The organism is Alphaproteobacteria bacterium RIFCSPHIGHO2_01_FULL_41_14 (assembly GCA_001767855.1).
In the GTDB taxonomy this organism is placed as follows: domain Bacteria; phylum Pseudomonadota; class Alphaproteobacteria; order UBA7879; family UBA5542; genus 2-01-FULL-41-14.
Genome location: MEMF01000003.1, coordinates 1 through 15,226 on the forward strand (window position 1 = coordinate 1; position 15,226 = coordinate 15,226).

Sequence of the window (15,226 nt, forward strand, 5' to 3'; positions counted from 1 at the left end):
CCTCGCGCTCTCTCTTCTGGCGCCGCATCAATCTGGTCATACGCCTTATAAACCGCTCCGCCTGTCTCTGCCAGTATCTTCGTGATCGCTGCTGTTAAACTCGTCTTCCCATGATCAACGTGCCCAATCGTCCCGATATTACAATGCGGCTTCTTCCTCTCAAATCTCTCTTTTGCCATCTTCTTCTCTCTCTCTTCCTTTAATCCGATATAAAATTACTTTTTTTAAGCGGTCATCGCTTGTTTTACTTGATCCGCCACAGCCTGAGGCACTTGTTCATAATGATCAAACAACATGGTGTATTGGGCACGTCCTTGGCTCATAGACCGCAGGGTGTTCACATACCCAAACATGGAAGCAAGCGGCACCATCGCCGAAATAACGCGGGCATTTCCCTGATCTTCCATGCCGGTGATCTGGCCACGACGGCTGTTCAAGTCCCCGATGATATCGCCCATATATTCTTCAGGGGTCACCACTTCCACCTTCATCACAGGCTCTAAAAGCCGAGGAGCTGCCTTTGCAGCCCCTTCTCTGAAAGCAGACCGTCCTGCGATTTCGAAGGCCAACGCGCTAGAGTCCACATCGTGGTAAGCTCCATCGATCAAACTAACTTTGAAGTCAATGACAGGGAACCCGGCAATAGGACCAGATCCCATGGCAGAGTTTAAGCCTTTTTCTACGCCAGGAATGTATTCTCTTGGAATAGCCCCCCCCACAATTTTGCTTTCGAATTGATACCCAGACCCTGGTTCCAGAGGTTCAAAGACAAGCTTAATGCGCGCAAACTGCCCCGCCCCGCCGCTTTGCTTTTTGTGGGTGTAATCAACTTCTGCCAGCTTCGTCAATGTCTCACGATAGGCCACCTGAGGGGCCCCAACGTTGGCTTCAACTTTAAATTCACGCTTCATCCGATCAACAATGATTTCAAGATGAAGTTCGCCCATCCCCTTAATCACGGTCTGACCTGATTCATGATCCACACTCACCCGGAAGGAGGGATCTTCAGACGCCAAACGACCCAAAGCAATGGACATACGTTCTTGATCCGCCTTTGATTTTGGCTCAACCGCCACTTCAATCACAGGATCTGGGAATTCCATTCTTTCCAAAATGATGGGATGCTGCGGATTACAAAGGGTTTCCCCCGTGGTTACAGACTTCAGACCACAGAGCGCAACGATATCACCTGCGCGGCCTTCTTTGATATCTTCCCGCATGTTCGCGTGCATTTGTAACATACGACCGATACGTTCTTTGTTATCGGTGATGGAGTTCAATACCTGATCTCCCGTGCGCAAAACGCCAGAATAAATACGAATAAACGTCAAGGTCCCCACAAAGGGATCCGTCATGATTTTGAAAGCGAGCGCCGAAAAAGGCTCTTCGTCGGAAGATTTGCGCGTCATCTCTGCGTCACCCTTAAGATTCGTCCCCTTTACAGAGGGCACATCCAAAGGAGAGGGCAAGTAGTCCACAACTGCATCCAACAAAGGTTGAACACCTTTGTTCTTAAAAGCAGACCCACACAAAACGGGAACGAAATGAAGAGAAACGGTGCCTTTCCGAATACATTTTTTCAGTATGGCTTCAGAGGGTTCTTCTCCATCAAGGTACTTTTCAAGAGCGTCGTCATCCATCTCAACGGCTTTTTCAACCAATTTTGCCCGGTATTCGTTGGCCTGATCCACCAGATCAGCCGGAATCTCGGCGTAGGAGAAGTTTGCCCCTAAAGCATCATCTTCCCAGTACACAGCCTGCATTTTAACAAGATCTACCAGACCGACGTACTCAGACTCTGACCCAATGGGCAAATGGATCACGAGAGGATTTGCGCCCAAACGATCTTCGATCATTTGAACACAGCGATAAAAATTAGCTCCAATACGGTCCATCTTGTTCACAAAACAAATCCGCGGCACGTGATACTTATCCGCTTGACGCCAAACTGTTTCAGATTGGGGTTCAACGCCCGCCACGCTATCAAAAACAGCTACAGCGCCGTCAAGCACCCGCAAGGAACGCTCTACCTCAATGGTAAAGTCAACGTGTCCAGGAGTGTCAATGATGTTAATGAGGTGATCGTTCCAGAAACAAGTGGTGGCAGCAGATGTAATGGTAATCCCGCGCTCTTGCTCTTGCTCCATCCAATCCATGGTCGCTGCGCCATCATGAACTTCACCGATCTTATGCGACCGACCTGTGTAATAAAGAATGCGCTCTGTGGTCGTGGTTTTTCCAGCATCAATGTGGGCCATAATCCCAATGTTACGATAATTCTGGAGGGCCACCTTTCTAGACGACATTCCTACCACCTATAATGGGCAAATGCTCTGTTCGCATCCGCCATTTTGTGCGTATCTTCCCGTTTCTTCACGGAAGCGCCTCTGTTGCCTACCGCATCCATGAATTCGCCAGCTAACCGCTCTGTCATGGTGCGTTCATTTCTTTTCCGAGCCATATCAATAATCCAACGAATGGCCAATGCCTGAGACCGATCCGTTCTAACTTCAACGGGAACCTGGTAGGTCGCCCCTCCCACACGACGAGACCTCACTTCAACAGCAGGCTTCACGTTATTCAATGCCTCATGGAAAATTTCAATACAATCTTTGCCAAGTTTCTTTTGCGCAATATCAAAGGCATCATAAATGATGGACTCTGCGATGGATTTTTTCCCGCGGGTCATCAAGCTGTTAATGAACTTGGTGACGACCTTGTCCCCAAACTTTGGATCCGCTAAAACTTCTCTTCTTACTGCTGCGCGACGACGAGACATACTCTATTCCTTTTACTTTGGACGTTTCGCGCCATAAGCAGAGCGCGATTGTTTACGATCTTTAACCCCTTGCGTATCCAAGGCACCCCGCACGATGTGATAGCGGGTACCGGGCAAGTCTTTCACACGACCGCCCCGCAAAAGGACAACGGAGTGTTCTTGTAGGTTATGGCCTTCACCGGGAATGTATCCTGTGACTTCAAATCCATTGGTTAACCGCACACGAGCAATTTTACGCAAAGCTGAGTTTGGTTTCTTTGGTGTCATGGTTGTCACACGGGTACACACACCTCGTTTGTGAGGGCATGACTCAAGGGCTGGCGCTTTTCTGCGCTCAACAGGGCGACGTCTCGACTTACGAATCAACTGATTAATCGTTGGCATAGCATTCCTTTTTTAGAAAATGAAAAACCCCCATGACCACCAGGCCCATGAGAGTAATATACTCTACAGTTGTGGCATAATAGGGGCTGCCTCGCTCTTCGTCAAGTAGGCTTTATAAAAAAAGTAGAGAAAAGAGAAGATAAGGAGAGAAAAGCAGAAATTTTTGGTTTTTGTACGAAATGTGTCAGATTTTTTCAGGATGAAGGTCCCTCCTTAAAAAAAGGGAAGCCCGAAAGCTTCCCTTTTGACGGATCTTCCTGCGAGAATTTTCTAGAATCTCTTCGCTGGCTCTAGAGGGATACTCACCACTTCACCAGGAATAACTTCTCCCCCAGAAAGTGGTTTCCGTTGTAGATCGCGATCTTTTCCAATTTTCTTGTAGTCTCTGAGCGCACTTCCCGTTCCTGCCGGAATCAAGCGACCAACGATCACATTTTCCTTGAGACCTACGAGATAGTCTGACTTCCCAGAAACGGCTGCCTCGGTGAGGACACGCGTTGTTTCTTGGAAAGACGCCGCAGAGATAAACGAACGCGTTTGCAAGGATGCCTTTGTGAGGCCTTGTAAGATGGTCTGACCCGTTGCCGGTCTCAAGCCCTCTTTTTCCATTTTCTCGTTCTCTTTTTGCAAGTCCATATGGTTGACTTCTTCGCCCACCATAAAGGTTGTGTCACCTGGATCCTTTACTTCAACCTTTTGAAGCATCTGACGCAAGATCACCTCGATGTGCTTGTCATCGATACGCACCCCTTGAAGTCGGTAGATTTCTTGAACCTCTGAAACATGGTAACTGGCCAAAGCCTCTACCCCCAAGATTCGCAAGATATCGTGCGGAGACGGCTTGCCGTCCATGAGAAGGTCACCCTTCTTAATGTAGTCACCCTCTTGAACTGTTAAGTGTCGACCCTTCGGCAATAGATACTCAACGGGCTCGAGTCCAGCTTCTTCTGGCACAATCAGAATACGGCGCTTAGACTTATAGTCCTTGCCAAATTCCACACGACCCGAACATTCTGCAATGATGGCATAATCCTTTGGAACTCGCGCTTCAAACAACTCGGTCACCCGTGGCAATCCCCCCGTGATGTCTCGTGTCTTGGAAGATTCCCGCGGAATACGCGCAAGTACTTCACCTGCCTTCACTTTCTGGCCTTGCTCGATGCTGATGACCGCATCTACCGGCAAGAAATACCGAGCTTCCAGGCCATTCGCCATGGTGAGCGGATTTCCTTTGGCATCACAGATCACGATACGTGGCTTGATGTTTTCTTTCTTTTTCTGAACGCGTGAATCCATGACCACACGGCTTGTAATACCGGTCTCTTCATCCACCACATGCCTTACAGAAATGCCATCAATCACGTCAATGAAGTGCGCCACACCTTCCTTTTCTGTCAGAATTGGCAAAGTGTACGGATCCCATGTCACAAGTCTTTGTCCTTGTTTCACCGTCGCTCCATCATCCACCAGAAGTTTCGCTCCATACATGACCCGACGCGAGAATTTTTCCCGGCCTTGGTCATCTTGAATGGTAATTTCTGTGTAACGACCCATCACGATCAGGCTGCCATCGGCCAATTGAACAGTGTTTTTATTTTTAAGAACGATCACACCGCCAATGGGAGACTCTAAACTCGACTCTTCCGCTGCACCCTGTGCCGTTCCTCCAATGTGGAACGTTCTCATGGTCAGCTGTGTTCCAGGTTCCCCAATGGACTGTGCGGCAATAACACCCACCGCTTCGCCCTTGTTGACTGACGTGCCTCGTGCCAAGTCACGGCCATAACAATGCGCACAGATGCCAAACGCAGCTTCGCACGTCAACGGCGACCGCACCAATACTTCATCAATATTGGTTAAGTTGATCCGCTCAATGGTTTCTTCATCCATAATGTGTCCGGCTTTTGCAACGACTTCGTCCCGATATGTATCGATGATATCCGCCACCGGTACACGCCCTAGAATACGTTCACTCAAAGGAATCATGACGGTGCCGCCATCCATCACAGAGCGTACCATGATCCCCCGGGTTGTACCGCAATCTTCTTCGGTCACCACACAGTCTTGGGAGACATCCACCAAACGGCGCGTCAGATATCCTGAGTTAGCCGTCTTCAACGCCGTATCTGATAACCCCTTACGCGCCCCGTGGGTTGAGTTAAAGTACTCAAGCACTGAGAGACCTTCTTTAAAGTTAGAGATAATGGGCGTCTCAATGATTTCGCCCGATGGCTTCGCCATCAGACCCCGCATACCCGCAAGCTGCTTCATCTGAGCAGGCGATCCTCTCGCGCCCGAGTGCGCCATCATATAAACGGAGTTAAGGGGTTTGTCATCGGGAGAGAAAGCGATTTCTCGCATCATTTCTGCCGCGACCAAGTCCCCACACTGCGACCACGCGTCCACAACTTTGTTGTATTTCTCACCCTTCGTGATCAATCCATCCAAGTATTGTTGTTCATATTCCGACACTTTCGCTTGCGTATCCGCAATGAGCTTCTTTTTCGCATGCGGAATAACTAAGTCATCCATACCAAAAGAAATTCCAGACAATGTCAGCCATTTAAAGCCAAGACGCATGATGCGATCAGCAAAAATAACCGTTTCTTTTTGTCCACAATGCCGATAGATGATGTCCAACAAAGAAGTGACTTCTTTTGAGGTTAGCACCTGATTGATCAGCTTAAAATCTAAAGCGGCATGACGGGGGAAAATCTCTGAAAGCAACATCCGACCTGGCGTTGTTTTTACTCGATAGATCTTGGGATTCCCTTGGGCATCAACGCCTTTATACCGCGCCGTAATTTTGGCATGCAGATCTACAATTCCGTCTTCAAGAGCGCGTTCAATTTCGCTCACGGAGGCAAAGGACATCCCTTCGCCTTTTTGGTTGTCACGCTCAGTGGTTAAGTAATAGAGCCCCAAAACAACGTCCTTTGTGGGAACGATAATGGGGCGACCATTCGCGGGGCTCAGGATGTTGTTCGTCGACATCATCAAAACACGCGCTTCTAACTGAGCTTCCATGGACAAGGGCACATGCACAGACATGTTGTCTCCGTCGAAGTCAGCGTTGAAGGCTGTACAAACAAGAGGATGCAATTGAATGGCTTTCCCTTCGATCAGAATTGGCTCGAAGGCTTGAATTCCCAAACGGTGTAACGTGGGGGCACGGTTTAAAAGAACAGGATGTTCCCGAATAACTTCTTCTAAGATATCCCAAACTTCTGGTCTTTCTTTCTCAACCATCCGCTTTGCAGCCTTAATGGTGGGCGCAATCCCATATTTTTCGAGCTTAGAATAAATAAAAGGCTTAAAGAGCTCGAGTGCCATTTTCTTAGGCAACCCACACTGGTGCAATTTCAATTCAGGCCCCACCACGATCACGGAACGGCCAGAATAGTCGACGCGCTTCCCGAGAAGATTTTGACGGAAACGACCTTGCTTTCCTTTTAACATATCGGAAAGCGACTTCAGCGGACGCTTGTTCGTACCCGTAATGATACGACCCCGACGGCCGTTATCAAACAAGGCATCCACGGATTCCTGAAGCATACGCTTCTCGTTCCGCACGATAATGTCAGGCGCCTTCAAATCGAGAAGTCTTTTGAGACGGTTATTACGGTTAATGACCCGACGATACAAATCATTCAGGTCAGAGGCGGCAAATCGTCCCCCATCCAAGGGCACCAAAGGACGCAATTCAGGGGGAATCACTGGGAGGACAGTCAAGACCATCCATTCAGGCTTCGAGCCTGATTCTAAGAAAGCTTCCACAATCTTGAGACGCTTAATAACCTTCTTACGACGGGCTTCTGAATTGGTTTCTTTCAACTCAATTCTAAGATCGGTCTGCTCTTTTTTAAGATCCATGGATTTTAAAATATTTCTAAGAGCCTCCGCCCCAATCCCCGCCTGGAAAGAATCTTCCCCAAAATTGTCTTGGGCTTCCAGATACTCGTCCTCTGATAACAACTGGTTTTTCTTAAGCGTTGTAAGCCCTGGATCTAAAACGATATAATTTTCAAAGTATAAAACACGTTCAAGATCTTTGAGCGCAAGATCCAACAAAATCCCGATGCGACTGGGCAAGGACTTTAAAAACCAAATGTGGGAAACAGGAGCCGCCAATTCAATGTGCCCCATGCGATCACGACGAACCTTAGATAAAGTGACTTCAACACCACACTTTTCGCAGATAACACCCCGGTACTTCATGCGCTTGTATTTACCACAAAGACATTCATAATCCTTTACAGGACCAAAAATACGCGCACAAAATAGCCCGTCTCTTTCTGGTTTGAACGTACGATAATTGATGGTTTCTGGTTTCTTAACTTCCCCAAATGACCACGAACGAATCCGCTCAGGACTTGCGATGGAGATTTTAATTTCCCCAAAACTATTGGGGGCAGAAACTTGACCAAAAACTTTTTCTAATGCTTGTGTTTGACTCATACTTTTACTCCGCTGGATTTTCTACCACAGGTTAACGGCTAGTCGTGCCCTTCTTCTTTTAGCTCAACATTCAGTCCCAAGGACTTAATTTCTTTCACCAAAACGTTGAACGACTCGGGAATACCGGATTCAAAGACATTGTCTCCTCGAATCATGGCTTCATAAGCCTTCGTTCTGCCCGCCACGTCGTCTGACTTAAAGGTTAAGATCTCTTGGAGGGTATAGGCGGCTCCGTACGCTTGCAACGCCCAAACTTCCATTTCTCCAAACCTTTGTCCTCCGAATTGGGCTTTACCCCCTAACGGTTGTTGGGTAACCAAACTATAAGGACCAATGGAACGAGCGTGAATCTTATCATCCACAAGGTGGTCGAGTTTCAACATATACATGTATCCAACCGTGATCTTACGATTGAGCGTTTCGCCTGTTCTCCCATCACGCAAAGTCACCTGACCCGATGTATCAAGCCCTGCCATGGTCAACTGTTTTGCAACATCTTCTGCAGACGCCCCATCAAAAACAGGAGTGGCCATAGGCAATCCGACGCCCACATCAGACAAAACATCCAAAAGATGGGCATCATCTAAGGCACTGAGCGCCTTCACAGAGTCAGGATCTTCATAAATACCTGTCAGCTCTGAACGCACTTCTTTCATCTTCTTGTCGCCATTTTGGAAGCTTTGGATCATATGCTTGATCTTCTTACCAAGTCCGGCAGACGCCCATCCAAGATGGGTTTCCAAAATTTGGCCCACGTTCATACGAGATGGAATACCCAGTGGGTTCAAAATAATATCCACGGGTGTCCCATCTTCAAGATAGGGCATGTCTTCCACGGGCGTAATCCGCGAGATCACACCCTTGTTCCCGTGACGACCCGCCATCTTATCTCCCGGCTGAAGCTTCCGCTTCACCGCCACAAAGACTTTGACCATCTTCAAAACGCCTGGCAACATTTCGTCTCCGCGACGCACTTTGTCCGCTTTGTCTTCAAAGCGTGCATTCACAGAGGCGATGCTTTGGTCAAACTGATTCCCAAGCGCTTCGAGCGTGTCCATGATATCTTTATCATCTACCACAATTTGGCGCCACTGACCGCGAGAGTATTCCGCAAAAACTTTGTCGGTGACCACAGTGCCAACTTTCAGACCCTTCGGTCCTTTAACCACTTTTTTGTCCCCCAAAAGTTCTTCTAAACGGCCATAATAGCTACGCTCAAGAATGGTTCTTTCGGAATCGCGGTCTTTTGCCAAGCGACTGATCTCTGCGCGTTCGATGGCCAAGGCACGTTCATCTTTTTCAATCCCGCGACGCGAGAACACCCGCACGTCTACGATTGTCCCTGTGGTGCCGGGTGGCAATCTCAAAGAACTGTCCCGGACATCTGAGGCTTTCTCACCAAAAATGGCGCGCAAAAGTTTTTCTTCTGGCGTGGAAGGCGTTTCTCCCTTTGGCGTTACTTTTCCAACCAAAATATCACCTGGGTTCACTTCAGCCCCAACATAAACGATTCCCGTTTCGTCGAGATTCTTCAGAGACTCTTCTCCCACATTCGGAATGTCTCGCGTGATTTCCTCTGGCCCTAACTTTGTATCTCGCGACATCACATCAAATTCTTCAATGTGAATGGAGGTAAAGACGTCATCTTTCACGATACGTTCGGAAATCATGATGGAGTCTTCAAAGTTGTACCCGTTCCAAGACATGAACGCGACCAATGCATTCCGTCCCAAAGCCAATTCGCCCTTATCTGTGGACGGACCGTCTGCGATCACATCGCCGATCTCTACAGATTCGCCCACCTTCACCAACGGCCGCTGGTTAATACAGGTGTTTTGGTTTGATCTTTGGAATTTTTGCAACGTGTAAATATCAACGCCTTGTTCTTTCATGGCACGAGGATCCGTTACCTTAACCACAATACGCTGGGCATCCACTTGGTCCACAATCCCCGAGCGGCGTGCAACCACAACCACCCCCGAATCTCTGGCTACGTTTGTTTCCATACCTGTACCAATAATGGGCGCTTCTGCTCTGAGTAGCGGCACCGCTTGTCGTTGCATGTTTGATCCCATCAAAGCACGGTTTGCGTCATCATTTTCTAAGAAAGGAATCAGAGACGCGGCAACAGACACCAACTGCTTTGGGGAAACATCCACAAAGTCTACCTGACTTGCCACCATGGGAAGAAATTCTCCCCTCACCCGCGAGGTTACAAACTCTTGCATAAACCGGCCGTCCAGATCAATATCGGCATCCGCTTGGGCCACCACATATTTACCTTCGTCAATGGCTGACAAGTACGTCACATCATCGGAAATTTTTCCATCGGTTACTTTACGATAGGGCGTTTCGATGAACCCATATTTGTTAATACGCGCATAGGTCGCGAGTGAGTTAATCAACCCGATGTTCTGACCTTCTGGTGTTTCAATGGGACAAATACGACCATAGTGGGTGGGATGCACATCCCGCACTTCAAAAGACGCACGATCCCGACTCAAGCCACCTGGGCCTAGGGCAGATAACCGACGCTTGTGTGTAATTTCAGACAGCGGGTTTGTTTGATCCATAAACTGAGAGAGTTGTGAAGACGTAAAGAATTCACGCACCGCCGCAGAGGCTGGTTTCGCATTGATCAGATCATGCGGCATAACGGTATCCAATTCCACCGAGCCCATGCGTTCCCGAATGGAACGCTCCATGCGCAAAAGTCCGATGCGATATTGGTTTTCCAACAATTCGCCCACAGACCGCACACGACGGTTCCCTAAGTGGTCAATATCGTCTATTTCTCCACGACCATCCTTTAATTCCACCAACAGGTGAAGGATTTTAATGATGTCTTTTTTGCGCAATACACCCGGCCCATCTGAATTTTCAAACCCAAGACGTGCGTTCATCTTAACCCGACCAACGGGAGACAGATCATACTTCTCAGAGTCAAAAAACAGATTCCAGAACAAGGTATCCGCCCCTTCAAGGGTGGGGGGCTCACCGGGACGCAAGACACGATAAATATCCACAAGCGCATCAATGCGATTGCGGTTCTTATCGGCTACCAGGGTATTACGGATATAAGGCCCCACATTGATGTGATCGATGGAAAGAATGGAAAGGGATTTAATGCCGAGCTCGTGAACCTGGGTCAAAATTTCGGGCGTGATCTCTTCCCCGGCTTCAAGCAAAAGCTCTCCTGTTTGTTTATTAAACAAATCGGACGCAATGTACGCACCAATCACATCACTTTCAGATGCGATCACTTGGCGATCTTTTTCAGCTTCTAAAAGTTGCAGTTGGCGGGGTGTCATTTTCGAATCCGCCGCAATCACAACGTCTCCAGTCTTTGCATCCACGATATCCTTGGAAATTTTAATGCCCTTAAATCGGCTAGGGTTTAAGGGACACTTCCACTGATCTTTTTTCAAGAACGTGTACTCCATGACATCGTAAAAGCTTTTCAAAATTTCTTCTCGGTTCATGCCATGAACTTCATCCAACGGCAAGGTGCGACCCTCTTCAGCAGCTTTAGCCCGCGCTATTTCCGTTGGGGCACTATCAAGCGCCATCAACAGCGTGGTGGCTAAAATCTTACGTCGACGATCAATGCGCACATAAAGCAAGTCTTTTGGATCAAACTCTAAATCAATCCACGACCCCCGCGAGGGGATAATGCGCGCGCCAAAAAGATACTTCCCTGACGAGTGAGTTTTACCTTCATCGTGATCAAAGAACACCCCAGGGGAACGATGCATCTGGGACACAATCACGCGCTCAGTTCCATTGATAATAAAGGTTCCATCTTCTGTCATCAGCGGCATGTCGCCCATATAGACATCTTGCTCTTTGATATTTTGGACAGATTTCGCTCCCGTGTCTTGATCCATACTCCAAACAACCAATCTGAGAGATACGCGCAAAGGCGCCGCAAAGGTGAGGCCGCGCTGGCGACATTCATCAATGTCGTACTTGGGCGCGTCAAAATCATAACGAACATATTCTAGTTCGCACAAACCTGCAAAATCACGAATGGGAAATACAGACCTGAAAACATTTTCTAGCCCTTGATTTTTTCTTTCTTCTCGAGGCACATGAAACTGTAAAAAACCCTCGTAAGATTTTTTCTGAACTTCAATTAAATTTGGGATAGGAGCGACTTCAGCGATTTTCCCGAAGCTTTTTCTGATACGACGTACTGCTGACTTTGACATACTAATTAATTCCCCTCAAATTTACTTCAACAAACGTTACAAGCAAAACTAATGATACAAAAAGCACGCCACCAAAAACATCCCTCTGGTGACGTGCCTAATGGAGATGATTTAACAAACTCTCCAACAAGAAAGTGCCTTACGCAAGTTCGACAGTTGCGCCTGCTTCTTCGAGTAACTTTTTAAATTTCTCTGCTTCATCCTTAGAAATAGAGTCTTTCACCGTTTTTGGAGCTGCTTCTACAAGATCTTTCGCTTCTTTCAAGCCAAGACCTGTGATTGTACGAACTTCCTTAATGACGTTAATTTTGTTCGGACCAGCCACCTTTAAGACAAGCGTAAATTCTGTTTTTTCTGCAGCCGCTTCAGACGCAGCGGGAGCTCCTCCTGCGGCCGCAACAGCAACCGGAGCTGCAGCTGACACGCCCCATTTGTCTTCTAAAAGCTTTACAAGCTCAGATGCCTCTAGGACCGTTAATTTTGACAATGACTCTACGATAGTGTTCAACTGTGACATTTTATTTTCTCCTTAGTTTTTACCGTAAGCTGATATAACGCGAGCCAACCCACTAGCTGGCTCGTTGATAACCGTCGCAATCTTTGTAGCTGAGGCTTGAAAAACACCCAGAAGCTTTGCGCGCAATACATTCAGAGAGGGCAACTTGGCAAGCGACTGAATGGCCGACTTATCAAGAACTTTTTCTCCGAGCATGCCCGCTACAATTGACAACTTAGGGTTGGTTTCCGTGTAATTCACAACAACCCGAGCCGCCGCAACAGAATCTTCCGAAAATGCAACCGCTGCTGGACCATTAAAGTGATCCTTCATGGGCTCAAAGCGAGAGCCCTCAACAGCAATACGAGCCAACGTGTTTTTGACCACCTTATAGTTAGCTCCTGCGTCTCTCATTTGAGATCTCAACTCACTAGACTCGTCAACGGTGAGGCCAGATTGGTTTGTAATCAAAACAAGATTTGCAGCCGTCAAATTGCCTTTCAGCGATTCGACGAATTCTCTTTTTTGTGCATAATTCATTTTTCTGTCTCCAAACGGAAAAAATTGTCGGCTATTACCCCAACAGGGGACAAAAAATCAGGTAAAAACCTAAAAAACTGACACTCCTGTCTACTGCAGGAAACATTAAGTCCCGAGGGACACCTAGCAGTCTTCGACGAAAACGCGCCACAAACTTTAGTACACGTTTCACTCTATATATCGAAACACATCAGCAAAAGCAAGCGTTTTTTACTATTTGTCCAAAGATGTGAAATCAACCCGAACACCCGGCCCCATGGTGGAGCTTAACGTCAGGGTTTTCACGAAAGACCCTTTGGCCCCAGAAGGACGCGCCTTCATGATGGTTGTTACAAAAGAGCGGACATTTTCTAGAATCTGATTTTCTGGAAAACTCACCTTTCCAACACCTGCATGAACGATCCCGGCTTTATCAACACGATATTCCAGCTGACCTGACTTCAAGGCCTTGACCACTTGGGCCACATCAAAAGAAACGGTTCCTAATTTAGGATTTGGCATCAAGCCTTTGGGGCCCAATACTTTTCCAAGCTTACCCACAGAAATCATCATGTCTGGAGTCGCAACACAACGGTCAAAGTCAACTTTGCCCTTCATCACTTCTTCCACGAAGTCTTCTCCCCCTACTAAATCAGCCCCTGCTTTTTTAGCTTCCTCCTGCTTTTCGGGTTTAGCAAACACAGCGACGCGCACTTGCTTTCCAAGACCATTCGGCAACTGAATCACACCGCGCACTTGTTGATCAGCTTTCCGTGAATCCACATTCAGATTCAAAGCTACATCAACTGTTTCATCAAATTTAGTCGTCGCCGCATTTTCTTTTACGATTTTAACGGCTTCCTCTAGTCCATAAGCTTTTGTACGATCAAAGGTAGTATAGACTTTTTTCAAACGTTTTCCCATAGTCATTTTACCCTACCACTTCCAATCCCATAGAACGGGCGGATCCTTTGATCATCTCACAAGCCCCTTCTAGGTTGACCGCATTCAAGTCTTTCATTTTTTCCTGAGCAATTTCCCGGATCTGAGCCATCGTCACTTTTCCGGCCACATCACGGCCAGGCGCTTTTGATCCGCTTTGCACCCTAGCCGCTTTCTTTAAGTAGAAACTAGCCGGGGGTGTTTGGGTCACAAACGAAAATGTCTTATCCACATAAGCAGTGATTTTTACAGGAATGGGTGTTCCAGGCTCCATTTTTTGCGTATGCGCATTGAAAGCCTTACAGAATTCCATGATGTTCAACCCTCTTTGTCCTAACGCAGGCCCTACAGGAGGGGAGGGATTCGCTTTCCCCGCGGGGATAATCAGACTAATATAGCCTTGAATCTTTTTTGCCATTTCTTAACTCCTTAATCGTTGAGTATGTGGTGCGGCTTTGGCTAAGCCTCCCACAAAATACGCTAGCTTCATCCAATTGTTTAAATTTTTTCTACTTGATCAAACTCTAAATCAACTGGCGTTGAGCGTCCAAAGATGGAAACAGACACTTTGAGGCGAGACTTTTCTTGGTCAATTTCTTCAACCAGTCCATTAAAGGAGGCGAAAGGCCCATCACTCACGCGTACTTGTTCACCGATCTCGAACATCCTTTGAGAAGCCATCTGGCCGCCCGTCCCTTGTTCTACTTGACTCAGGAGACGCGCCACTTCGACTTCGCTGATGGGAGCAGGCTTCCCGCGTCCTCCCAAAAAACCGGATACTTTAGCGGTATTTTTAATTAAATACCAAGCATCTTCGGTTAATTCCATTTTAACCAGCACATACCCCGGAAAGAATTTCTTCTCCGCCATGGTCTTTTTACCGCGGCGCATTTCCATGACTTCATGGGTTGGGACCAAAACTTCCACAATTTTATCCGAGAAAGCTTGTTTCTCTACTTTCTCGCGAATGGCTTCGGCAACTTTTTTCTCAGACCCAGAATGAACATTTATAACATACCAACGATGAGACATGTTCACGCTCCCAATCCGAGGACAAACTTAACGAGGCGCACCAGAACTTGATCCACAAGCAAGAAAAATCCAGCGGCCAGCAATACAAGGATAAAAACCATGATGCTCGTAACCATAACCTCTTTGCGTGTGGGCCAAGTGACCTTGGACACTTCACGTTTGACTTGCTGCATAAATTCAATCGGACTTAACATTTTTCTTCAATACACTTTACTATAATAATGGCAGGAGCGGAGGGGATCGAACCCACAACCTTCGGTTTTGGAGACCGACGCTCTACCAATTGAGCTACGCTCCTTCATAAAGGATATAGGGATGATCGTCAAGATAATCAGCCCCTCCCCTTAAATTACTACTCAATAATTTTAGAAACAACACCAGAGCCGACGGTACGACCGCCTTCAC

General features: G+C 47.4%; 12 protein-coding genes and 1 tRNA gene. 1 reads left to right on the plus strand and 12 read right to left on the minus strand.

What is annotated here, in order from left to right:
* Window positions 1-224: 224 nt before the first annotated feature.
* The 3 genes from A2621_04435 to A2621_04445 are packed head-to-tail and all read right to left on the minus strand — an operon-like array spanning window position 225 to window position 3,163.
* Window positions 225-2,306 carry a translation elongation factor G gene (locus tag A2621_04435; protein OFW89253.1) on the minus strand — a complete coding sequence of 694 codons (2,082 nt, stop codon included), beginning with the start codon at window positions 2,304-2,306 and terminating at the stop codon, window positions 225-227.
* A gap of 2 nt (window positions 2,307-2,308) precedes the next feature.
* Window positions 2,309-2,779: a 30S ribosomal protein S7 gene (locus A2621_04440; GenBank protein ID OFW89254.1), complete on the minus strand. Its 471-nt coding sequence runs from the start codon at window positions 2,777-2,779 to the stop codon at window positions 2,309-2,311.
* A 12-nt stretch (window positions 2,780-2,791) separates the two neighbouring features.
* Entirely contained in the window at window positions 2,792-3,163 is a 372-nt protein-coding gene (locus A2621_04445; GenBank protein ID OFW89255.1) for a 30S ribosomal protein S12, read from the minus strand.
* 69 nt (window positions 3,164-3,232) lie between these two features.
* Between A2621_04445 and A2621_04450 the strand changes: the two genes are divergently transcribed.
* Window positions 3,233-3,457: a hypothetical protein gene (locus tag A2621_04450; protein OFW89256.1), complete on the plus strand. Its 225-nt coding sequence runs from the start codon at window positions 3,233-3,235 to the stop codon at window positions 3,455-3,457.
* On the opposite strand, the gene A2621_04455 is transcribed toward A2621_04450, so the two are convergent.
* The 9 genes from A2621_04455 to A2621_04495 form a co-directional block, all read right to left on the minus strand.
* Window positions 3,434-7,621, minus strand: coding sequence for a DNA-directed RNA polymerase subunit beta' (locus A2621_04455; protein OFW89257.1), 4,188 nt, complete (start codon window positions 7,619-7,621; stop codon window positions 3,434-3,436). The two genes, A2621_04450 and A2621_04455, sit on opposite strands and share 24 nt — an antisense overlap.
* 38 nt (window positions 7,622-7,659) lie before the next feature.
* Window positions 7,660-11,838: a DNA-directed RNA polymerase subunit beta gene (locus A2621_04460; GenBank protein OFW89258.1), complete on the minus strand. Its 4,179-nt coding sequence runs from the start codon at window positions 11,836-11,838 to the stop codon at window positions 7,660-7,662.
* A 133-nt stretch (window positions 11,839-11,971) separates the two neighbouring features.
* Window positions 11,972-12,349 (minus strand): 50S ribosomal protein L7/L12, encoded by a 378-nt coding sequence (locus A2621_04465; GenBank protein OFW89259.1) that lies wholly within the window; start codon window positions 12,347-12,349, stop codon window positions 11,972-11,974.
* 12 nt (window positions 12,350-12,361) lie between these two features.
* Window positions 12,362-12,868: a 50S ribosomal protein L10 gene (locus A2621_04470; GenBank protein OFW89260.1), complete on the minus strand. Its 507-nt coding sequence runs from the start codon at window positions 12,866-12,868 to the stop codon at window positions 12,362-12,364.
* Between the two features lie 213 nt (window positions 12,869-13,081).
* The gene (locus tag A2621_04475) at window positions 13,082-13,777 is read right to left on the minus strand and encodes a 50S ribosomal protein L1 (protein ID OFW89261.1); all 696 of its coding nucleotides are present in this window, start codon (window positions 13,775-13,777) and stop codon (window positions 13,082-13,084) included.
* Between the two features lies 1 nt (window position 13,778).
* Window positions 13,779-14,207, minus strand: coding sequence for a 50S ribosomal protein L11 (locus tag A2621_04480; GenBank protein OFW89262.1), 429 nt, complete (start codon window positions 14,205-14,207; stop codon window positions 13,779-13,781).
* 80 nt (window positions 14,208-14,287) lie between these two features.
* Window positions 14,288-14,821 carry a transcription termination/antitermination factor NusG gene (locus A2621_04485; protein ID OFW89263.1) on the minus strand — a complete coding sequence of 178 codons (534 nt, stop codon included), beginning with the start codon at window positions 14,819-14,821 and terminating at the stop codon, window positions 14,288-14,290.
* A gap of 2 nt (window positions 14,822-14,823) precedes the next feature.
* Complete coding sequence (locus A2621_04490) at window positions 14,824-15,015, minus strand: preprotein translocase subunit SecE (protein ID OFW89264.1); 192 nt, start codon at window positions 15,013-15,015, stop codon at window positions 14,824-14,826.
* A 28-nt stretch (window positions 15,016-15,043) separates the two neighbouring features.
* Window positions 15,044-15,119, minus strand: a tRNA-Trp gene (locus A2621_04495).
* Between the last annotated feature and the right edge of the window lie 107 nt (window positions 15,120-15,226).

Bases quoted from the DNA above. Each gene is read 5' to 3' on its own strand.
- A2621_04440 (OFW89254.1), bottom strand. From the start codon at position 2,779: ATGTCTCGTCGTCGCGCAGCAGTAAGAAGAGAAGTTTTAGCGGATCCA.
- A2621_04445 (OFW89255.1), bottom strand. From the start codon at position 3,163: ATGCCAACGATTAATCAGTTGATTCGTAAGTCGAGACGTCGCCCTGTT.
- A2621_04475 (OFW89261.1), bottom strand. From the start codon at position 13,777: ATGACTATGGGAAAACGTTTGAAAAAAGTCTATACTACCTTTGATCGT.
- A2621_04490 (OFW89264.1), bottom strand. From the start codon at position 15,015: ATGTTAAGTCCGATTGAATTTATGCAGCAAGTCAAACGTGAAGTGTCC.
- A2621_04455 (OFW89257.1), bottom strand. From the start codon at position 7,621: ATGAGTCAAACACAAGCATTAGAAAAAGTTTTTGGTCAAGTTTCTGCC.
- A2621_04480 (OFW89262.1), bottom strand. From the start codon at position 14,207: ATGGCAAAAAAGATTCAAGGCTATATTAGTCTGATTATCCCCGCGGGG.
- A2621_04470 (OFW89260.1), bottom strand. From the start codon at position 12,868: ATGAATTATGCACAAAAAAGAGAATTCGTCGAATCGCTGAAAGGCAAT.
- A2621_04485 (OFW89263.1), bottom strand. From the start codon at position 14,821: ATGTCTCATCGTTGGTATGTTATAAATGTTCATTCTGGGTCTGAGAAA.
- A2621_04465 (OFW89259.1), bottom strand. From the start codon at position 12,349: ATGTCACAGTTGAACACTATCGTAGAGTCATTGTCAAAATTAACGGTC.
- A2621_04435 (OFW89253.1), bottom strand. From the start codon at position 2,306: ATGTCGTCTAGAAAGGTGGCCCTCCAGAATTATCGTAACATTGGGATT.